This window comes from Kitasatospora sp. NBC_00374, assembly GCF_041434935.1.
Lineage (GTDB): Bacteria > Actinomycetota > Actinomycetes > Streptomycetales > Streptomycetaceae > Kitasatospora.
Genome location: NZ_CP107964.1, coordinates 8,490,481 through 8,508,554 on the forward strand (window position 1 = coordinate 8,490,481; position 18,074 = coordinate 8,508,554).

Annotated in this window: 23 protein-coding genes and 2 pseudogenes; 16 read left to right on the forward strand and 9 right to left on the reverse strand. The window is 71.6% G+C overall.

Annotated features, from left to right (window positions below):
- Positions 1-198: 198 nt before the first annotated feature.
- Positions 199-1,788 carry a Ku protein gene (locus tag OG871_RS37100; RefSeq protein WP_371502868.1) on the reverse strand — a complete coding sequence of 530 codons (1,590 nt, stop codon included), beginning with the start codon at positions 1,786-1,788 and terminating at the stop codon, positions 199-201.
- Between the two features lie 324 nt (positions 1,789-2,112).
- On the opposite strand from OG871_RS37100, the gene OG871_RS37105 reads away from it, so the two are divergent.
- Positions 2,113-2,316: a hypothetical protein gene (locus OG871_RS37105; protein ID WP_371502870.1), complete on the forward strand. Its 204-nt coding sequence runs from the start codon at positions 2,113-2,115 to the stop codon at positions 2,314-2,316.
- Positions 2,317-2,460: 144 nt separating this feature from the next.
- On the opposite strand, the gene OG871_RS37110 is transcribed toward OG871_RS37105, so the two are convergent.
- Complete coding sequence (locus OG871_RS37110) at positions 2,461-3,408, reverse strand: hypothetical protein (RefSeq protein ID WP_371502871.1); 948 nt, start codon at positions 3,406-3,408, stop codon at positions 2,461-2,463.
- A 95-nt stretch (positions 3,409-3,503) separates the two neighbouring features.
- On the opposite strand from OG871_RS37110, the gene OG871_RS37115 reads away from it, so the two are divergent.
- The 5 genes and pseudogenes from OG871_RS37115 to OG871_RS37135 all read left to right on the forward strand — a co-directional run.
- Positions 3,504-3,836 carry a hypothetical protein gene (locus tag OG871_RS37115; RefSeq protein WP_371502873.1) on the forward strand — a complete coding sequence of 111 codons (333 nt, stop codon included), beginning with the start codon at positions 3,504-3,506 and terminating at the stop codon, positions 3,834-3,836.
- The gene (locus OG871_RS37120) at positions 3,833-4,234 is read left to right on the forward strand and encodes a hypothetical protein (RefSeq protein WP_371502874.1); all 402 of its coding nucleotides are present in this window, start codon (positions 3,833-3,835) and stop codon (positions 4,232-4,234) included. The genes OG871_RS37115 and OG871_RS37120 overlap by 4 nt, the downstream gene beginning before the upstream one ends.
- 68 nt (positions 4,235-4,302) lie before the next feature.
- Entirely contained in the window at positions 4,303-4,728 is a 426-nt protein-coding gene (locus OG871_RS37125) for a hypothetical protein (protein ID WP_371502876.1), read from the forward strand.
- Positions 4,729-5,109: 381 nt separating this feature from the next.
- Complete coding sequence (locus OG871_RS37130) at positions 5,110-5,511, forward strand: hypothetical protein (protein WP_371502878.1); 402 nt, start codon at positions 5,110-5,112, stop codon at positions 5,509-5,511.
- Positions 5,512-5,576: 65 nt separating this feature from the next.
- Positions 5,577-5,930: pseudogene (locus OG871_RS37135) on the forward strand (SRPBCC family protein); the annotation flags it as partial.
- 138 nt (positions 5,931-6,068) lie between these two features.
- Here the strand turns inward: OG871_RS37135 and OG871_RS37140 are convergent.
- Positions 6,069-6,230, reverse strand: coding sequence for a hypothetical protein (locus OG871_RS37140; RefSeq protein ID WP_371502880.1), 162 nt, complete (start codon positions 6,228-6,230; stop codon positions 6,069-6,071).
- Between the two features lie 301 nt (positions 6,231-6,531).
- Between OG871_RS37140 and OG871_RS37145 the strand changes: the two genes are divergently transcribed.
- Together OG871_RS37145 and OG871_RS37150 are read left to right on the forward strand one after the other, a co-directional pair.
- Positions 6,532-6,780: a hypothetical protein gene (locus tag OG871_RS37145; RefSeq protein ID WP_371502881.1), complete on the forward strand. Its 249-nt coding sequence runs from the start codon at positions 6,532-6,534 to the stop codon at positions 6,778-6,780.
- A gap of 385 nt (positions 6,781-7,165) precedes the next feature.
- Positions 7,166-7,447 carry a hypothetical protein gene (locus OG871_RS37150; RefSeq protein WP_371502883.1) on the forward strand — a complete coding sequence of 94 codons (282 nt, stop codon included), beginning with the start codon at positions 7,166-7,168 and terminating at the stop codon, positions 7,445-7,447.
- Positions 7,448-7,675: 228 nt separating this feature from the next.
- Here OG871_RS37150 and OG871_RS37155 read toward each other — a convergent pair whose 3' ends face one another.
- A complete protein-coding gene (locus OG871_RS37155) occupies positions 7,676-7,891 on the reverse strand; it encodes a hypothetical protein (RefSeq protein ID WP_371493424.1) in 216 nt (71 codons plus the stop codon).
- A gap of 1,130 nt (positions 7,892-9,021) precedes the next feature.
- Between OG871_RS37155 and OG871_RS37160 the strand changes: the two genes are divergently transcribed.
- On the forward strand, positions 9,022-9,294 hold the full coding sequence (locus tag OG871_RS37160) for a MerR family transcriptional regulator (RefSeq protein WP_371503515.1): 273 nt from the start codon (positions 9,022-9,024) through the stop codon (positions 9,292-9,294).
- A gap of 465 nt (positions 9,295-9,759) precedes the next feature.
- On the opposite strand, the gene OG871_RS37165 is transcribed toward OG871_RS37160, so the two are convergent.
- Positions 9,760-10,110, reverse strand: coding sequence for a hypothetical protein (locus tag OG871_RS37165; protein ID WP_371502884.1), 351 nt, complete (start codon positions 10,108-10,110; stop codon positions 9,760-9,762).
- The gene (locus tag OG871_RS37170; protein ID WP_371502886.1) at positions 10,085-10,783 is read right to left on the reverse strand and encodes a hypothetical protein; all 699 of its coding nucleotides are present in this window, start codon (positions 10,781-10,783) and stop codon (positions 10,085-10,087) included. The genes OG871_RS37165 and OG871_RS37170 overlap by 26 nt, the downstream gene beginning before the upstream one ends.
- Before the next feature lie 112 nt (positions 10,784-10,895).
- On the opposite strand from OG871_RS37170, the gene OG871_RS37175 reads away from it, so the two are divergent.
- The 5 genes and pseudogenes from OG871_RS37175 (at position 10,896) to OG871_RS37195 (ending at position 13,181) form a co-directional block, all read left to right on the forward strand.
- Positions 10,896-11,330: an Hsp20/alpha crystallin family protein gene (locus tag OG871_RS37175; RefSeq protein WP_371502888.1), complete on the forward strand. Its 435-nt coding sequence runs from the start codon at positions 10,896-10,898 to the stop codon at positions 11,328-11,330.
- 305 nt (positions 11,331-11,635) lie between these two features.
- Entirely contained in the window at positions 11,636-11,761 is a 126-nt protein-coding gene (locus tag OG871_RS37180) for a hypothetical protein (protein ID WP_371503516.1), read from the forward strand.
- Between the two features lie 53 nt (positions 11,762-11,814).
- Positions 11,815-12,218, forward strand: a pseudogene (locus OG871_RS37185) (DUF2267 domain-containing protein).
- A 52-nt stretch (positions 12,219-12,270) separates the two neighbouring features.
- Positions 12,271-12,669, forward strand: coding sequence for a DUF2267 domain-containing protein (locus OG871_RS37190; RefSeq protein WP_371502890.1), 399 nt, complete (start codon positions 12,271-12,273; stop codon positions 12,667-12,669).
- Positions 12,670-12,710: 41 nt separating this feature from the next.
- A complete protein-coding gene (locus OG871_RS37195) occupies positions 12,711-13,181 on the forward strand; it encodes a hypothetical protein (protein WP_371502891.1) in 471 nt (156 codons plus the stop codon).
- Here OG871_RS37195 and OG871_RS37200 read toward each other — a convergent pair.
- A complete protein-coding gene (locus OG871_RS37200; protein WP_371502892.1) occupies positions 13,144-13,704 on the reverse strand; it encodes a TetR/AcrR family transcriptional regulator in 561 nt (186 codons plus the stop codon). The two genes, OG871_RS37195 and OG871_RS37200, sit on opposite strands and share 38 nt — an antisense overlap.
- A 112-nt stretch (positions 13,705-13,816) precedes the next feature.
- Between OG871_RS37200 and OG871_RS37205 the strand changes: the two genes are divergently transcribed.
- Both OG871_RS37205 and OG871_RS37210 read left to right on the forward strand, forming a co-directional pair.
- Positions 13,817-14,503, forward strand: coding sequence for an SDR family oxidoreductase (locus OG871_RS37205; protein WP_371502894.1), 687 nt, complete (start codon positions 13,817-13,819; stop codon positions 14,501-14,503).
- A gap of 131 nt (positions 14,504-14,634) precedes the next feature.
- On the forward strand, positions 14,635-15,639 hold the full coding sequence (locus OG871_RS37210) for an NADP-dependent oxidoreductase (protein WP_371502895.1): 1,005 nt from the start codon (positions 14,635-14,637) through the stop codon (positions 15,637-15,639).
- Between the two features lie 157 nt (positions 15,640-15,796).
- On the opposite strand, the gene OG871_RS37215 is transcribed toward OG871_RS37210, so the two are convergent.
- Positions 15,797-16,993: an IS110 family transposase gene (locus OG871_RS37215; RefSeq protein ID WP_371502896.1), complete on the reverse strand. Its 1,197-nt coding sequence runs from the start codon at positions 16,991-16,993 to the stop codon at positions 15,797-15,799.
- A 445-nt stretch (positions 16,994-17,438) separates the two neighbouring features.
- Positions 17,439-17,801: a hypothetical protein gene (locus OG871_RS37220; protein ID WP_371502898.1), complete on the reverse strand. Its 363-nt coding sequence runs from the start codon at positions 17,799-17,801 to the stop codon at positions 17,439-17,441.
- Between the last annotated feature and the right edge of the window lie 273 nt (positions 17,802-18,074).

Consider the following 18,074-nt stretch of genomic DNA (forward strand, 5'->3'; position numbering starts at 1 on the left):
CTGCAGAGCCTGCTTCTCCTGGGGGCAGTTGCCTGGATGGTCCTGCCGGGCCTGCTACACGTTCGCTCGCCTGCACGAGGTGGGCGAGTGCTCGGCCTGCCGCCGGTCCGTACCGACGAAGAAGGGCTACCGCCGGCTGTGCTGGCTCCAGGCGAGTCTGGAGGCGAAGAGCAACGGAGAGGTCGTCGTTCTCGCGCCCTATCTTGCACGGCTGCAGCACCAGCAGCTGTTCCTCGCCAGGATGCATCGCATCCGCCAGCCCGGTCCTCTGCTCGGCAAAGCCGGCCGCCGCCCTCCGCGAGCGCGACGCGCGACGGAGCCCGCACGCCCGCCGTCCCCGTGGGCCCAGCTGTCGTGCTCGACGTGCCCCGGGACTACCGGCGCTTCGACCGCCATCGTGATCAGGACCTGGGCAATCCCTGGCTGGTCCAGGCACGTCAGCCGCCGACGATGAGGATCAGGACGACGATGCCGACGATCGTGACGGCGAATCCCGTGAGGATGAGGGTGCGCTGGGGGTGACGCTGGGCGAGGCGTTCGGCGGCGAGGGAGGACACGAGGATCCCCAGGGTGGCGGCGGTGAAGATGATGCCGGTCTGGATCGCGTCGTAGCTGCGGACGACCGGTGAAGGACACCCCCATCAGGAGCAGCCACTGGGTGTTCTGGGTGACGAGTCCGAGGTTGGAGGTGCGGCTGCGGAACAGGCTGGTGGACAGCAGTGGTTCATTGCCGGCGCGTTCCCGGGCGCGGACCCATCGGAAGAAGCCCGCGAGGAAGAGTGCGCCGAGGGCGAGCAGGGCGAGCATCAGCCAGATGTTGTTGTCGGCGGCCAGGATGCCGGTGACGACGAGGACGAGGCCGACGGCGGACAGGACGGTGCCGACGGTGTCGAACGGGAGGGTCGGGTCCGGCGGGAGGGGGTCCTCGATGCGACGGCTCAGGACGATGATCACGGCGATGACCAGGGCCTGGAACACGAAGGCGGCCCGCCAGCTGAGCGCGGAGGTGATGAGGCCGCCGATCAGCGGGCCAGCGGCGGCGCCGATGCCTCCGAGCCCCATGTCGGCCGGGGGTCCCTGGGAGACGGCGATCTCGCGGCCGGCGGCCTTGTCCTCGATGAGCTTCTTGACCTGTTCCTCGAAGGTGTCGTGGTAGTCGTCGGGGTTCCAGTCGATGGCGAGCATGTCGATGAGCTGCTCGGCGGTGCTGAGCTCCTGGCCGCTGTACTTCGTCTCGCCGGTGGGGAGGTTGTCGATCTCGCGGTGGGGGTCTCGGACCTCGTCGGCGAAGTGCATGGTGTGCAGCTCCAGCAGGCCGTTCTCGGCGCGGACCGCGGTGAGGTACTCCTTGCCGCGCATCGCGAACATCGCGAGGCCGACCCGGTTGCTCTTCTCCAGCGCCTTGGTGAGCAGCCCGTAGATCTTGGCGTACTCCTTGCCCTTGGGGCCGAGGTAGTACGTCTTGTCGAAGAAGATCGGATCGACCTCGGAGAGGTCGACGAACCCGGACACGTCGATGGTGCGGGAGCGGCCGGGGGAGATCTGCTCCAGCTCGTCCGGCTCGACGATGACGTACTCGCCGGAGGCGAGCTCGTAGCCCTTCACGATGTCGCCGAACTCGACCTCCTCGCCGGTGCGCTCGTTGACCCGCTTGTTGCGGACCCGGTCCGAGGTGCCGCGCTCCAGCTGGTGGAAGCGCACCGTGTGGCTGTCGGTGGCGGTGTACAGCGACACCGGCACCGTCACCAGCCCGAACGTCAGCACACCCGTCCACACAGGCCTGGCCATCGCGGCCCCCTTCCATCGATATTCGTGCAGGCACGGAGGCGGACCCCGGCTCCGCCTCGGGGGGATCAGCCACAGAGCAGGGGTCCACCACCCCCAGCCTGCACGGCCGACCCCAAGGCGGCACGGACTGCTGCGCCGTCGGGGGCGCGGGCCGCGGCGCGCAGGGCAGGCGTTCGCACACGGGGACGTTTGACCAGCAGTGTCCTGGGCAAACGGCTCGACCTGGGCCGGCCAGTCGGACCATTACAGGCCGGCCGCACCGGATCGCCACGCCCAGGCCGCGGGCCCCCGTTGGCCCCTTCACGTGCACCAGGGGTGTTCCTCATGACCACAACGCGTCGGGATCTCGCGACATTGGGGGAGACCATCGAGCCGGCCGACGTGCTCGCGCCGTCGGTGCAGGAGCGAGTGCGCCGGTTGGTGGCGTCCCGTGCCAGGGACCGGGATGACTGCCGGATGCTCCTGGAGGCCCTGGGCCTGGCCGCCCCGGACGAGCCGGATCCGATCCTCGCGTCCGGGGATCGATAGCTGCCGAGGACGCCAGACGGCGCCGGGGCGGTACTGCTCACCGTCCCGGCGCCGACGTCGGCTGTCTCAGTGCCGCGTCAACGTACCGGACGCCGCCGACGGCGTGGGATCCAGGCCCGCAACCACGCGAGAAGGCGGCTGGCGTCAGTGCTGCTGGAGCTGGTCGGCGGTCAGGTCGGCTCTGGCGCGGACCGGTCGGGGCCGATGTCGGAATCGGCCGAATTCGGTGGGGGTGGCCTGGGCGGTCTCGATTTCCAGGATGACGTCGGGCAGGACGGGCTGGTACAGGAAGGACGGCTGGCCGGGCAGGCCGGCGACGGTGCCGGGCAGTTCGGCGAGGCCCTCGCCGGCGGGGCGGAGCAGCGGCGCGAGTTCGGCGCGCAGGCGGGTGCCGAGGGGGAGGGTGACGCCGACCGGCCGGAGCCGGCCGCGGGCGTCGGGTTGGGCGATGACGGCGGCCTGCTGTTCCGGGGTGGTGCCGGTGATGCCGACGACGACTGCGTCGGTGGTGTGTCTGCGGCGCCACTTGGTCCAGCCGGAGCCGTAGCGGGGGAGGTAGGGACGGTCGGCGGGCTTGGCGACGACGCCTTCGACGCCTCCGCCGAGGTCGCCGACCCACCCTCGGGCCAGAGTGGGATCCTCGCTGGTGGGCAGCGTTTGCAGGGTGCGGTAGCCGCTGTCCAGGACGTCGAGCACGCGTTGATGGCGTTCGGCGTGGGGGCGTGGGCGCCAGTCGTTGGTGAGGCCGAGCAGGTCGAAGGCGGCGTAGTGGACGGTGAAGGGCTCGCCGCGGCGGGGGCCGCCGCCGGCCCGGGTCTGGAGCAGGGCGAAGGACAGTGAGCCGTCGGGCAGGACCGCGAGCACCTCGCCGTCCAGCGTTGCCTCCGGGAGCCGGCGGGCGACCTGGAGGAGGTCGGCGAAGGTCCGGCCTAGATCGGTGCCGTGCCGGGAGACCAACTGCGCGTCCGGCCCGGTGCGCAGGATGGCCCGCCAGCCGTCGACCTTCGCGGACAGAAGCAGATCCGGGCCGGTCGGGAAGTCCTCCACGGGCCGGGCCAGGGCGATGTCGATGGGCAGTTCGAACGGTGGCACATCAGGTTGATACCCGGCTGGGATGAATCCTGACCTGCGCGGACAGTTACCAGTAGCGAGCGGGGAAGGCTTGCGCAAAAGGGAACACGAGTTCGATGCTCAGCACCACCCCCGCCCCGACCTACTACGGTCGCCCGCGTCAACTCGAGCACCGGCCGGGGGACGCGGAACGCGCGCCGCGTGAGCTCCTGGACGCCGGCGGGCAGCGCCGCGAGGACCGCACCTGGCGTCTGGTCCACATCCGCGTCGGCGGCCAGTGGCACTCCGGCCTGCTCACCGTCTGGGCCCGTCCGGCCGGCAGCGCCGTGTGGGTCGCGCACGTTCGCTGGGGCGAAGACCTGGCGTGGGGCTGGTTCATCTACGACCCCGCGACCATCCGCATCGCCCCCACTCCACCCGAAGAACCCGAACCAGGCCACCGGCCATGACCACTCCCGCCTCCGTCCCCGCCGGCGAGCCGACCCGAGCCGAGCGCCTCGCCGCCCTCCTGGAACAGACCGACCCGGCCGCCCGGCTGCGCACCGGCACCAGCCCACCGGTCCACCAGGAGCTGGTGCCGCTGCTTCCCGACGGCGGCCTGGGCCCGGGCACCGCGGTCGAGGTGACCGACGCCGGGCTGCTCCTCGCGCTGGCCGGCGGCGCCGGGACCTGGGCGGCGGTCGTCGGGATGCCCGACCTCGGACTGCCGCCGCCCACTCCTACGGCCTCGGCACGCTGCTCCTGGTCGACGACCCGGGCACCGACACCTGGACTGAGGTGCAGGCCGGCAGGCGATCTGCGGTCGGACTTCACCGCGTCCTGCGCCGGGAGCGGGGCCGGCCGGTGACGACACGAAGGCCTCCCCTGCGGCGCTCGTGGACGGGCGTGCCGTTGCCGGCTGGCAGGATCGTCGGCATGACGGTGCTGCTCCTGTCCGACATCGAACGAGCCGTTCGCGGCAGTTGGGGGGCCGACACGTGCCCTCCTGAGTTCCGGCCCCACTGGGACCGGGACAATCCGGCCCGGCAACAGTGTGCCGTGACGGCCCTGGTGCTGAACGACCTGCTCGGTGGAGAGCTCGTCCGCGGAGAGGTCCACGTGGCTGGGGAACGTGTGGACTACCACTGGTGGAACCGTCTGGGCATGAGCGTCGAGATCGACCTCACGCGGGAGCAGTTCCGGCGGGAGGAGACCATCACCGCCGCTGTCGTCGTTCCCCGACCGCCCATCGCCCAGTGGCGCAGGCATCGTGCGCAGTACGAGCTTCTCCGCGATCGCGTCGTTGAGCGGCTCGGCCGACAGCAACCGGCTCCCTCATCACCTACGGAGCTGATCCTCTGACGGGACATCGCAGGACCGGAACGGCGGCCCGGGCGGCGCGTTTGGTTGCCCGCGGGAATGGTCGCGGTCGGTCGTCTCGGTTCCTGTGCGGGATCGGATGCGCTCCGGGTGGGATCTGGCGGCTGCGGCTTTCTGGCCGGTTGGCGGCTACCGCGGGCCGGCCGCGCGCCTGCGCCGGCCGCGGGGGAGTCTGTCGTACGGTCGAGGCCGGAGGACGGTGCCCAGGTCCCGTCGCCGATCCCGGCCCGGCCGCCCGCCCCCCTGGCGGTCGGGCCTCACTGCGCTGTTCTGCCGGCGATCTACCTGTCCGGTGTGCTGCGGCGCGTCGGCATTCGACGGCTGTGGCTCGCGCCGCCCGGGGCGGGGGCGTACACCGGAGTCATGGACGGCTCCGACGGCGAGGCGGGCACCGGTTCCGGTGACGGGCCGGAACTGTGTGACCTGTGCGGGGTGCTGGCCCCGGTGAGGGATCTGGTGGTGCTTCGGGTGCCGGACTCCTCCGCGGTGGCCGTGGATTCCCGCCTCGACGGGGAGCGGCTGCTGCGGGCGTGCTGCGAGCCGCACCTGGCGCGGCTCGCTGCCGCCTACCGGTGCCGTCCCTTCGTGACGGAGGAGCTGTGGGCCGGGCAGATCACCAGGGCGGTGCGCCTGCTCGGGCCGCTGGACGAGGAGGAGATGTACGAGCGGGTGGTGGCGATGACGGGCCTCGACGAGGAGCAGCTGATGCGGGCCGTCGCCTGGCAGGACAGCCACGGCCACCCGTCCGGCCCCGGCCCGGGGTGATCAAGGCGCGCTGCGCCGCGCAAGAACCACCAGGGTCGGTTCGCCGGCCGCACGGGCGATGGTAGGGCGTCGAGGAGATCACCCAGATCGACGACCGGCACAACCACTGGAAGACGAAGGTCGCCGGGGTGAAGCGGGAGTTCGACACCGAGATCGTCGACCAGGTCCCGGATGACCACGTCGCCTGGCGCACAACCAGCGGGGACGTCAAGCAGACCGGCATGGTGCGGTTCGAGCCGATCGACGCGACGCACACCCGGGTCATGATGGAAATGGACTTCCAGCCGGGCGGAATGGCCGAGAAGGCCGCCGACCTGGTCGGCGTCCTGGACCGGCAGGTGAAGGGCGACCTGAAGCGGTTCAAGCACTTCATCGAGAAGCGCGGTACCGAGAGCGGCGGCTACCGCGGCCGGCTCTGACACAGACCCACAGGTCCCGCCTGCCGGGCGGTAAGGCGGGACCTTCGGCTATCGCGGCAGCGCCTGCTGTAGGCGAGAAGGAGCAAGGGGCTCGTCATCGGTGCGGATGTACGGCGGGGCGCCGGTTCAGTCGGCCCGCTACGTTCTCACCATCGCCACCTGGCGGAGCTCGCGCTCCCCGCCCCGGTCGACGTCCCCGCCCTCCCCCGCCAGGCCCACCGCGCCGCCGCCCTCGCCGACCTGATCGCGGTCTGCCGGCTGCGCGCCACCGCCCGTCTGCCGCAGCCCGCGTGTAGCCACCTGCGGCACCCGCGCGCTCGCGTGGCCGCCCTGCAGTTGGGAGGTGGGCTCAGTGTGTTGCCTCGGTAAGAGTGAGCAGGTCCGCGCCTTGGAGGAGCCATTCGGAACGGACCGTGGAACCGGTTTTCCAGGGTGTGGTCCGATCCCCTGGTCGGGGAGTTCGAGAAGTCCCCGGCGGAGTCTTCTCGCGGTGTCCCCGGGGACCGGGGCCCACGGGTGCTCGGCGCGGTGACCGCCCGCGATCACCCGTTCAGCGGGCGTGACTGCGCAGAGTGGCAGGGTCTGTGCCGAGCGTGACGTCATGAGCAAGAACAAGAACAAGCCTGCCCAGAAGATCGTCGTGACCGAGGACCACTCGGACCCGGCCCGCCTGGTGGTGGAGCTCAAGCCGTTCGACGGTTCCCCCAAGTCCCGCCGGCCGGTCCACGGCCAGGACGAGGTGCTCCGGTTCGCCCGCGAGCACGGAGCCGACGAGAAGACGATCGAGTGGAACGGCCTCCAGGACCACCTGCCCGCCCGCAAGGCCAAGGCGGCGGCTACCCCGCAGTAGCACCGCGACGTGCCGCGGCTCCCGGGTCCGACCGCCGGGAGCCGCGGGGGCCCGTGCCCGTTCGCTCTCCCGGGTGGTTTCGGCGGCGCCTGGCCGCGCGGCGATCGGCACGAGCCGCAGCAGGGGCCTACGGTCGGGACTGCGGATTGGCACCATGCTGCCCGTCACGGCAGTGCGCGGCGCACCGGTCGACACCCCCCGACCGGTGCGCCGCCCGCGTGTCTGGCGGCCGCCGCCCGGGCCCGGCGACGGGCGACGCCGGGGAACTCGGCCCGTCCCTCTCGGGCCCGGACCGTTCGAACGCGCTCCGCCGCCGACCGCCACTGCCTAGGCTTGGCCGCACATCGAACGCCGCAGGCCGAACGGGAGCAGACCGCTGATGGGCATGAGTGAGGACCTGGACATCCGCCGGGCCGGCCTGAGGATCGCCGAAGCGGTGGAGACGCTGGACCGAGCGCGTCTCGGACTCCTCGACCAGGCCGCCTACGACGCCCAGTTCCAGGCCAGGGAGGCCCTGCTGCAGCACGTCCGGGGCATCTGGGACACCCTCAAGTCCCAGGGCGTCTCCCCGGCGGTACGCCCGGAGTACCAGCCCCTCGCCGCCCTCCTGGACATCCTCACCTCCCTCGGCGAGCACGCCGCCGCCACCGCCCGCCCACAGAGCTGAGCCACCCGGCCACCCCTCGCGCTGGACGGATCGCGCCACGGACGACAGCCCAGCCTCGGTCACGCGGCCCCAGTGGCAGCCGACGACTCCGGCACCAAACCCGGCGGCGGGATGGACCCGCCACTCGGCGCGCCGACCGGACCGGGGACATCTGTCTGACCTGTGACGCCGCCGTCCGCGCCACCTGACACCCGGTACGCCGTGGCGGCGGGGTTGTGCCCCGGCCGGCTACCGGGGGCCCGGCCGTCGGCTGCGGCGGGGGTCGAGCGCGTCGCGCAGGGCGCGTAGCTCGGTGATGGTGGCCTGTTCGGCGAAGCGGGCCAGTAGCCGGCGCAGGCCCCGCTGGTCCCGGTCGCGGACGGCTTCGGTGATGGCGGCCAGCAGCGACGCCTGGGTGTGCGGCGCGGCTGCGCGCACTGCGGGCTCGGCCTGTGGCCCTTCCACCGGTCGCCTCTCCTTCGTGGTGCCGCTCATCGTTGCGGGCCGCGGGGTGCTTGGTCCGCGCCGTTGCGGGGCGAAGACTACCTTCCCCTGGCGAACCGAAAAATCTGTGCTGGCCAGAGTAGACATTGCCCGGGGCTGTGGTTAGTGTTTCTCTCGCAGGCGCAGTCAAGCGGTACCCGCCAGACACGAACTGGCGGGACGCAGTACCGAATTTCGCAGGTCGGCACGGTTGTGGGGTCCCGAAGCCAGGTTGGTGCAGTAAGGCGACAGGACCGACGGCCGGGCCGGGCGGCCCGCAGGTATCAGGGGCCCGCCACGAAGCAGTACCGCAGTTCAGCAGGACGCAGGACACGCCGGGCTGGTGGGCGTGAAGCAGTGACGCGAACAACGGCACGGCAGTGGAGTTCCGGAGCCAGAGCAGGTGCACGACGGCGACGGGGCTGGCGGCCGGGCCGGGTGGCCCGCAGGTATCAGGGGCCACCGGCGAGCGGTACCGCGGCAAGTGCAGATGCAGTACCAGTAGGTGAAGTCGAGTTGAGCGGTACCGGCAGTCGCGGTACGCGGTATCCCAGTAAAGGTGCCAGGGCTGCGGGCGCGCGTGCTGGGAGTTCGGCAGTGGGGTTCCAAGCCAAGCAGGTGAGCAGGACGGGCGACGGGGCTGACTGCCGGACCGGACGGCCCGTCAGGGCCGCCACAGCAGTACCAGGTGGTTGAAGTTCAGCAGTACCGAGAAGTACCCGTGTGAGCAGCACCGAGCAGTTCGCACATCCCGATCAGTACAGAGGATGAAACGGAGGGACAGAGCGCCATCAGGATCGCCCGGCCCGTGAGGTAGGTAATCGCCCGGGCGGACACCGCAGACCCCCTTTTGAGTACGAGGACGGTGGTTTCCGGTCACGCATACGCGATCCCCGCACACCCCCACCCCCGGGGCAGTGCGGAACACGAAACCCGGCCCAGGCCGGTAGATGGTGTTGTTCCCCTTCGGGGCCCCGGAGCCACTACGGCGCCGGGGCCCCTCGACGCGTTCCCCAGGAACCAAGAGAGGTGCAGTGACTACGACGACCGACAGGCCCCACACCCCCGACACCCCCGACTCCTTCGACGACGACGACTACCCCGCCTACACCATGGGCCGCGCCGCCGAGATGACCCGCACCACCCCCGGCTTCCTACGCGCCCTCGGCGAACACGGCCTCATCACCCCACTACGCTCGGAGGGCGGACACCGCCGCTACTCCCGCTACCAGCTGCGCATCGCGATGCGCGCCCGCGACCTCGTCGACCAGGGCACCCCGATCGACGCCGCCTGCCGCATCGTCATCCTCGAAGACCAACTCGAGGAAGCCCTGCGCCTCAACGAACAACTGCGTCGCCCCGCGGGGCAAGACAGCGACGTGTGAGCACCACCGGCCGGCGCTACCGCTGAAGCGGTGGCGCACGGCCCCCGCGCAGCGACCCACATCGCCGCGAACGCGGTGGCGACCCGCGTGCGCGAGACGAAGCGCCTGGCCCGCAACGCCGCCGAATCAATGCAGCTGTCCGCCGACCTGGAGAAGGCGGACACCTCGCCGGCCCAGTACTCGTCCGCCCACACGGCCAGAGCGGCCTGCCGCTCGGCCTCCTCCAGCCGGCCGGAGGCCGCCGGCTGCTCCTCGCTCAGGCCGCGCCTGGCGGCCTCCAGATCACCGCTCCACGACGGCAGCGGGGCGAGGAAGGCGCGGCGCTCGGCCTGCGCGGCCGTGAGCGCCCGCTGCGCCCGGATAAGACGGTCGGGGTATTTCGAAGGTCTTCTGCTTGCCCCCGGCCTGGAATCGTACGTGCGACCGGGCGTGCACTCGGCTGCGCCGCCCCGCCGGGTTTCTCTGTCACGCGGGTACCCGGACGGCTGCCTGGTGGCCGACTGCCGGGCCGTGCCGCGGTGCGTCCGGGTCGGCCGGTGCGTGCCGGTGGCCGGCCGGGACGGAGGGGTTCTCCGTGGGGGTCGCGCTGGTTGCGGCGGGACGAGCCGGAGAAGCCGCGGGCGTGGGGACGGCGTGTGGCTCGCGGGCCAGGTCGTGGCGGAGCGCGTCGAGTCTGGCCAGGCAGGCGTCGATGGTGGCGATGGCGGAGCTGCTGTGCTCGCGGATGCGGCGTTCGATGGCGGCGAGTCGGTCTTCGATGTGCTGCCAGCGGTCTTCGGCGGTGATGGGTTCAGGTGCGTCGTTGGTCGCTGTCATGGCGGAGGCGTTCGGTGTGTTGGGTGAGGTTGTCGAGGCGGGATGCGAGGTCGGGGTGGGCGGGGGTTAGGTGGGGTCGCATGCCGGTGAGTGGCGCTATCAGGGTGGCCGGGTCGGGGGCGCCGAGGGCAGTGGTGAGCGCGGTCAGTGCGGGGCGGGCCCGGGGTGTGAGGCCGGGTGCGGCGGTGATCTGGGCGGCGAGGACGCGCAGGTCGGCGGCGTTGTCGCGGGCCCAGGTGGTGACGGCGCGCTCTGCGGCCCGGCGGTCGCGTACCGCCTTGACGCGCTCTGCCCCGGTCGCGGCCACTTCGGGTCTGCTGCTGGCGGGCCTGAGGCGGAGGTAGCGGTTCTCGGCGGCCTGGCGGCTGGCGACGCCCATGGGCTGGGCGAGGTCGGCCCAGGTGGCGCCGCCGGCGCGGGCGGTCTCCACCAGGCCCGCTTCCCAGCCTGCGAGCTGGGTGCGCAGCTCGCGTAGCAGCACCAGCGCGGCCAGGGCCGGCTCCGGGCTCTCGTCCGGTGCGCCGGCATCGGGCGGGGCGGTGGGCCGCCCGGTGTTCTGGGCGGTGCGGACGGCGTCGTCGATGGCGGCGAGCGCGGCGGCGGCGGCGAGGAAGGACGCCGGTCCCGTCGGTGGGCTGCCGTCGGTGGCGGGCGCGTCGGACCGCTTTCCCATGGTGTCACTCCTTCAGCGACTCAGACATTTGTCATCGGATGGATGACATGTTAGAACGGATTCAGGTGAAGCGCACTGGCTCCCACAGCCCGACCACCTGGAGGTGTTTTCCATGCTGATGCGCACCGACCCCTTTCGTGAGCTGGACCGACTGGCCCAGCAGTTCCTGAGCACGACCGGCACCTGGTCACGTCCGACCCCGATGCCGCTGGACGCCTACCGCACCGGCGACGAGTACGTGATCTGCTTCGACCTGCCGGGTGTGGACCCTGAGGCGATCGACATCGACGTCGAGCGGAACATGCTGACCGTCAAGGCCGAGCGCCGTCCCCGCCGCGAGGGCGAGGATGTGAAGTGGGAACTGTCCGAGCGCCCGCTCGGCGTCTTCTCCCGCCAGGTCATGCTCTCCGACACCCTCGACCCCGCGGGGATCAGCGCCGACTACGACGCCGGCGTACTGACCCTGAAGATCCCGGTCGCGGAGAAGGCCAAGCCCCGCAAGATCGAGATCAGCCAGAGCGGCAGCCGCAAGCAGATCCAGGCCTGACCGGATCCCCGGAGCGCCGTCCCGCACCGCCAACCCCCGGGCCCTGCGGGACGGCCACCCCCCAGCCGGCCAGCCCGCCCGGCCCGCGGTCCCCGCCACGCCACGCTGCGCTGGCCCGAGCGACCAGGGCCAGCGCCCGCCGTGGTCAGGGCCAGCGCCCGCCGTGGTCAGGGCCAGCGGCGAGATCGACCTCGACACCGCCCCCTCGCTGCACCGCGCTCTGACCGCCGCGCTCAAGGCGCACCGGGAGATGGCGCTCGAAGTGTCGGAGCTGACGTTCATGCAACTGCGCGGGCCTGGGCGCTCTGGTCCAGGCCCGCAACCAGGCCGACCAGTGCGGTGGGCGCCTGGTCCTGCGCGGGGCCGGCCGCCGCGTGGTGCGGCTGCTCAAGCTCACGGGTCTGCACCGGCGCCTGACCGCCGAGCCCTGACCGGGCACCGACGGCGTTCGCGCCGACGCCCTGGGAAGAAGGGAGGAGAAACCGTGACTCTTCGATGGGAGGTGTTCCTGGAGAAGGTCCGGGAGCGCGGTGAGTGCGACAGGCCCCAGAAGGCCGAGCGGGGGGCGCGCGTCGTCCTGGCCCTGCTCGGCGCCCACCTGGTCGGCAATGTGCGCGCCGAGCTGGCCGCCCGCCTGCCGGAGACCCTTGCCCTGATCCTGCTCAACCCCGTTGCAGGCCGCCGAGCCGCTCAGCCCGGACAGGTTCGTGCGCGCGACCGCGGCCTGGATCGAGGGCGCCACCGAAACCACCGCCCTGTGGGACATCGGCGTGGTCCTCAGCACGGCGGCCGATGCCGCCGGCGACGAGCTCACCGAGCGCGTCCTGCCAGCTGCCCCCCGGCTACGACCTCCTGTTCGGCCGTCCCCAGCCCGGCCACCGCCCCTGAACCCGTCCGCGCCGCAACCGCCCGGCCGGCCCGCCCGGAAAAGGCCACCGTCATGACCCGGTACCGCCTCCTTCTCCAGCAGGTCCGCACCCTCGGCCGCTACACCAGCGACGAGGAAGCCGAACGCGTCCTCCACGCCGTCCTGGCCGCCCTTGGAAGCCAGCTCACCGGCGAGGAACGCTGCGACCTCGCCGCAGCCCTGCCGGAGCGGGTCTGCGCCGTCTTCGCCTCGCAGATCCCGCTGCCCGAACCCGTCGCCGCACCCGCCTTCGTCGAAGCCGTCGCCCGAACCCTGAACACCAGCCTCACCGGCGCCCGCTGGGACGTCTCCTCCGTCCTGGCCGCCCTCACCGACCTCGTCGGCGACCGACTCACCGATCGCCTCCTCACCCACCTGCCCCGCGGCTACGCGCTCCTGTTCGGCCGCGCCGACCTCACGATCGCGGCCTGACCAGGGCGGCACTACCGGCGCCGGCCACCCGGCCACACAGCGTGGCAGGGCGGCCGGCGCCGGGCCGCTCTCTCCGGCCAGCGTCGGCCTCCACGCGCTGGGGTGCGCCGCGACATCCACGCGGGCAAGATGCGACCGGCCTCGCCTCCGCCGTCCTCGCCAAGCACGGCGGCCAGGCGGTCGAGGTCCGCTCCGCAGGCCTGCGGGACTGGCACGTCGGCAAACCCGCCCACCCGGTCATGGTCGAAGTCGCCGCCCGGTGCGGCTACGATCTGGGCGCGCTGGCGCAGCCGGTGCTCGGTCGTGTGGCCGTAAGCCATCTTCTTCAGCCGCTCACGCTCGGAGGCGGTCAGGGAGATCGGGCGTGCGAAAGCGAGAGGCAACCCGGGAGAGCCGTTCGCGAGAAGTGGATGACGACAGGGTGCGGAGCGACGCGCCCTTCCTGCGGCGTGCCGCCCTGCACCGTGTCTCTCGTCAGTTGGTGGCCGTCAGCGCCTCGCGAGCGATGGTGAGGATCTCTTCGGAGAGCGGGGAGCCCTTGGTGGCCCGGGACAGGACGAGTGCGCCGACCATGGTGCACAGCCGGGCGATGCCGTCCTGGTCCTTGGTGGCGAGCCAGTCGGCGAAGTCGCCCACTCCCTGGGTGTAGACACGGCGGGCCTCACTGTCTCCGCCGTCGCGGGCCATGTCGCCGGCGAGTGCGGCGGCGGGGCAGCCGTCCGCGGCGCTGTCGCGGTGCTCGGTGGATAGGTAGGCGTCGATCAGCGCCCGCTGGGCGGCGTCGCGCTGTCCGGCGTGCTGGTCGAGCCCGTCCTTGTGGTGCCGGGTGAGTTCGGCGAAGGCGTGGGCGGTGGCTTCGTCGACGAGCGCCTCCTTGGAGGCGAACTGCTTGTAGAAGCCGCCGTGGGTCAGGCCGGAGGCCTTCATGAGGTCGGCGACGCTGACGTGGGTGCCCTGTTCCCGAAAGAGCCGGGAGGCGGTCTCCACGACCCGTCGGCGGTTGTCCCGTGCCTGTGCCTGCGATACGCGGCCCATCGGTCGCCCTCCCAGTTGGATGTTAAGTCAAATCTATTCTAGACTCCAATTTAGATGTTGGATGCAATCTATTACGGGTGGCCGACTGCCATCCGCGACGCTGGGAGTGCTCATGGAACTGAAGGACGCGGTCGCGGTGGTCACCGGCGCCAACCGGGGGCTCGGGCGGCATCTGGCCGCCCAGCTCGTGGAGCGCGGGGCCAAGGTGTACGCGGCGGCCCGCCGCCCCGAGACGGTGGACATCCCGGGTGCCGTCCCGCTGCGGCTGGACGTGACGGACGCGGAGTCCATCCGGGCGGCGGCCCGCACCGCCACCGACGCGACGCTGCTGGTCAACAACGCCGGCATCTCCACCGGCACGCCCCTGATCGCGGGCGACATCGACGCGGTGCGCCTGGAGATGGAGGTGAACTTCTTCGGCCCGCTCGCCGTGACGCGGGCTTTCACCCCGGTCATCGAGTCCAACGGCGGCGGCGCCGTGCTCAACGTGCTGTCGGTCCTGTCCTGGCTGCACCCGGCCGGCCTCGGCGGCTACGCCGCGGCGAAGGCGGCGGCATGGGCACTGACCGGCGCGGCCCGGGAGGAACTGGCGCCCCGTGGCATCACCGTGACGGCGCTGCACGTCGGGTACATGGACACCGACATGGCCGCCGGCGTTCCCGCCGACCAGAAGGCCGACCCCGCCGAGGTCGCCGCCCAGGCCCTGTCCGCCGTCGAGGCGGGCCTGCCCGAGATCCTCGCCGACGAGACCGCCCGGTACGTCAAGCGGAGCCTGGCCGCATCGCCGAACGCGGCGTGAGACGCGCTCGGCCGCATCGGCGTGGGGCGCCGTGAACCAGTAGTGAGTACCAGAAACTGGCTCGTACCGGGCCAGGCTCGGAAGCGAGCGGAGATCCCGTCCCGGTGCGGACGGGACACGGAGCCGGAGAGATGAAGACCTACCTGATCGAGAAGTACGGCGACCAGTCCGCGGTGCACGCCGCCGAGCTACCCGACCCGCAGCCGGGCCCTGAGGATGTCCTGGTCGAGATCTACGCGGCGAGCGTCAACCCGCTGGACTTCAAGATCCGCGACGGTGCCTTCAAGAGGATCCTGCCGTACCGCCTCCCCCTCGTCCTGGGCAACGACCTCGCCGGTGTGGTGGTCCGGGTCGGCTCGGCGGTCACCCGGTTCGCGGTGGGCGACGAGGTCTACGCCCGGCCCGACAAGGACCGCATCGGCACCTTCGCCGAACTCATCGCCGTCCACCAGGACGACCTGGCCCCCAAGCCCGCCGCCCTCACCATGGCGCAGGCCGCCTCCCTCCCGCTGGTCGCCCTCACCTCCTGGCAGGCGCTGGTCGAGAAGGCGCGGGTCCGGCCGGGCCAGAAAGTCCTGATCCACGCGGGCTCCGGCGGAGTGGGCACCATCGCCCTCCAGCTGGCCAGGCACCTGGGCGCGCACGTGGCCACCACCGCGAGCGCGGCCAACGCCGACCTGGTGAAGGAACTCGGCGCGGACGTCGTCATCGACTACCGCACCCAGGACTTCGAGCAGGTCCTGGACGGCTACGACGTCGTCCTGGACACCCTCGGCGGCGAGACCCTGGAGAAGTCCATGCGGGTCCTCAAGCCCGGCGGGAAAGTCATCAGCATCGCCGGGCCGCCTGACGCGCACTTCGCCCGCGAGCTCGGCGGGAACCCGGTCCTGCGGCAGGCGATGAACGCCCTGAGCTTCAAGACCCGGCACCACGCCAAGCGCCACGGCGTCACCTACTCGTTCCTGTTCATGAAGGCCAACGGCGACCAACTGCGCGAACTCACCCGGCTCGTCGACGCCGGAGAGATCCGCCCCGTCGTCGACCGCGTCTTCCCCTTCGACCAGACCCGCGAAGCCATGGAGTACGCCGAGAAGGGCCGCGCCAAGGCCGGAAAGGTCGTCGTCGCGATGCGGTGAGGCCGAGTTCGACCACGGGCGCGCGCCGCACGCACTGCCGAAGCAACCGGCCGTCGACTCCGCACACCGCCCCCGCAGCCAGGCAGGCCCGGGAGCCCGCCTACGCGCAGACGAAGGACTCCCGGATCCGAGCCCGAAAGGCTTCCCAATGCTGATGTCAAGCCGCTGTCGTAGCAAGTGGTGTGGCTTGGTAGCACGCTCCGTCACGGATCATGGCCCACAGGACATTGACGCGGCGGCGCGCGAGCGCCAGCAGCGCCTGCTTATGGCCCTTCCCCTCGGCCCGCTTGCGTTGGTAGTACGCCTTCGAGGCCGGGCAGCTCTTCAGGCTGGAGAGCGCGGAGAGGTACATCGCGTTGAGCAGTCCGCGGTGGAAGCGGCGTGGCCGGCGCAGGTTGCCGCTGACGCGGCCGGAGTCGCGTGGAGCCGGTGCCAGGCCGGCGTATCCGGCAAGCCGATCCGCGCTGCCGAAAGCGTCCATGTCGCCGCCGGTCGCGGCGAGGAACACGGCGCCCGTCTGCTTGCCCATGCCGGGCAGGCTCAGGATCACATCGGCGTTCGGATGCTCGTGGAACCGGGCCTCGATCAGGGCGTCGATCTCGGCGATCTCCTCGTCCAGGGCCATCACCCCCTTCGCGAGGCGAACCACCATCGAGGCGGCCAGCTTCTCGCCGGGCAGTGCCGTGTGCTGGGCCTCGGCCGCCTCCACCGCAACCTTGGCGAGTGCGGCGGCGCCGCGCACTTTGCGGTTGCGCAGCCACGTCTCGATCCGTTTCGCTCCGCTGCGGCGGATCGCCGCCGGAGTCTGGTATCCCGTCAGCAGCACCACCGGACCCTTGTTGGTCAGCTCCAGCGCCCGCTCCAATGCCGGGAAGATCTCCAGCAGTTGAGCACGGAGCCGGTTGATCTGACGGGTGCGGTCGCAGACCAGGTCGGTGCGGTGAGCGGTCAGCGTGCGCAGGTCGACGGCGACCTCGTCGCCCGGCCGCAGCAGGCCCAGGTCCCGGCGCATACGGGCCTGGTCGGCAATGACGAAGGCGTCCTTGGCGTCGGTCTTGCCCTCGCCTCGGTAGGAGGCCGAGGCGCGGTGCACGGTCAGTCCGGTGATGTAGACCATCGGCTGGTCGTGGCCAAGGAGCAGTCCGATCAGCAGCGCGGCACCGCCGTGGTTGAGGTCGACGGCCCAGAGAACATCGGTGTCGAGGGCCAGGACGTCCCCGATCAGTTCCAACAGGGCGGTCTCGTCGTTCAGGACCCGGCGGGACAGCAGCCGCCCGCCGTCCGAGTCGATCACCACGCAGTGGTGGTGTTCCTTGCCGATGTCCACTCCGGCCCATATCCGGGGCACGGTCACCTCCGCCAGCTCGTCGCGCTACCTCTGCCCAGCAGACGACCTCGCCGACGTTGCCCTACACAGCGATCGAGTCGCATCTCCCAATTGGCGGTCGAGTCGTCGCGGGGCTCTGGGCGGCCAAGCCTTTCAAGCCATCTGACGGCGACCCGATGACAGCCATACCCAGAGCCCCTGGGTTCCGCTGATCTTACGAGTGACCAGTTCGAACCCACGACCAAGAAAGTAGGGCACCCCCATGAACGACGCAGACGAAGGCCGGGGCGACGTCGTACCGCAGCGCACCGACCCGCACCGTCACCGCCGACGGAGTGACCTTCGCCTACCGCGAACTCGGTCCCCGGTCCGGTGCCCCGGTGCTCTTCCTCACCCACCTCGCCGCGGTACTCGACAACTGGGATGTCGGTGTCGAACCCAAGCCAGGCGGTCGTTCGGCCTGCCGGGGCTCTCAGGTGTCGGAGTAGCTGAGGTCGCCGATCGTCCAGCTGCTGACGTCCTCGATGGCGATGCGGTACATGCCGCCGGTGTGGGGCAGTGCGAAGTCGCCCTGCAGGATCTTCGCCCGGTGGAGATGCAGGTGGGTGGGCCGTGGGGGCGGGCCGTCCGCGGTCGGGGCGAAGAGAGCGGCGAACGGCTTCAGGTGCTCCGAGGCCTGGAGGACCTCCGCTACCCGCTCCCACCACAGGGTCACCGGCGCGAGCCTGCCGGTGATCACCGCGCCGGGGACCACCACGGTCAGGGACATCTGGTTGCTGTGCTCGGACTCGACCATCGCGGCGATGTCGACGAGCAGCCCGTCAGGGTTCGACATGAACCCCAGAATAGGACACGGCTTCCCGGGCCCCCACGCGCCTGGGGCAGCGGCCATGGCGGCTAACGGGCCTGCCATCGGCTGCTCGGCCGGGCGCTACGCGGCGGCGACCTGACGTGCCGGCCGGCTGCGCCGCGGTGTGGGGCAGGTGGGAGCAGCCGTGAGGGTGGGGGCGGTGCTCGGATCGTGCGGGCCGGCGGTGACGAGCAGGTCCTCGCCCGGCTCCATCCAGCACCACGCCGATCCCCGGATGCTGCCGGGCGGAGAGCCCGG

Bases quoted from the DNA above. Each gene is read 5' to 3' on its own strand.
- OG871_RS37100 (WP_371502868.1), bottom strand. From the start codon at position 1,788: ATGGCCAGGCCTGTGTGGACGGGTGTGCTGACGTTCGGGCTGGTGACG.
- OG871_RS37105 (WP_371502870.1), top strand. From the start codon at position 2,113: ATGACCACAACGCGTCGGGATCTCGCGACATTGGGGGAGACCATCGAG.
- OG871_RS37115 (WP_371502873.1), top strand. From the start codon at position 3,504: ATGCTCAGCACCACCCCCGCCCCGACCTACTACGGTCGCCCGCGTCAA.
- OG871_RS37120 (WP_371502874.1), top strand. From the start codon at position 3,833: ATGACCACTCCCGCCTCCGTCCCCGCCGGCGAGCCGACCCGAGCCGAG.
- OG871_RS37125 (WP_371502876.1), top strand. From the start codon at position 4,303: ATGACGGTGCTGCTCCTGTCCGACATCGAACGAGCCGTTCGCGGCAGT.
- OG871_RS37130 (WP_371502878.1), top strand. From the start codon at position 5,110: ATGGACGGCTCCGACGGCGAGGCGGGCACCGGTTCCGGTGACGGGCCG.
- OG871_RS37145 (WP_371502881.1), top strand. From the start codon at position 6,532: ATGAGCAAGAACAAGAACAAGCCTGCCCAGAAGATCGTCGTGACCGAG.
- OG871_RS37150 (WP_371502883.1), top strand. From the start codon at position 7,166: ATGAGTGAGGACCTGGACATCCGCCGGGCCGGCCTGAGGATCGCCGAA.
- OG871_RS37160 (WP_371503515.1), top strand. From the start codon at position 9,022: ATGGGCCGCGCCGCCGAGATGACCCGCACCACCCCCGGCTTCCTACGC.
- OG871_RS37165 (WP_371502884.1), bottom strand. From the start codon at position 10,110: ATGACAGCGACCAACGACGCACCTGAACCCATCACCGCCGAAGACCGC.
- OG871_RS37170 (WP_371502886.1), bottom strand. From the start codon at position 10,783: ATGGGAAAGCGGTCCGACGCGCCCGCCACCGACGGCAGCCCACCGACG.
- OG871_RS37175 (WP_371502888.1), top strand. From the start codon at position 10,896: ATGCTGATGCGCACCGACCCCTTTCGTGAGCTGGACCGACTGGCCCAG.
- OG871_RS37190 (WP_371502890.1), top strand. From the start codon at position 12,271: ATGACCCGGTACCGCCTCCTTCTCCAGCAGGTCCGCACCCTCGGCCGC.
- OG871_RS37200 (WP_371502892.1), bottom strand. From the start codon at position 13,704: ATGGGCCGCGTATCGCAGGCACAGGCACGGGACAACCGCCGACGGGTC.
- OG871_RS37205 (WP_371502894.1), top strand. From the start codon at position 13,817: ATGGAACTGAAGGACGCGGTCGCGGTGGTCACCGGCGCCAACCGGGGG.
- OG871_RS37210 (WP_371502895.1), top strand. From the start codon at position 14,635: ATGAAGACCTACCTGATCGAGAAGTACGGCGACCAGTCCGCGGTGCAC.
- OG871_RS37220 (WP_371502898.1), bottom strand. From the start codon at position 17,801: ATGTCGAACCCTGACGGGCTGCTCGTCGACATCGCCGCGATGGTCGAG.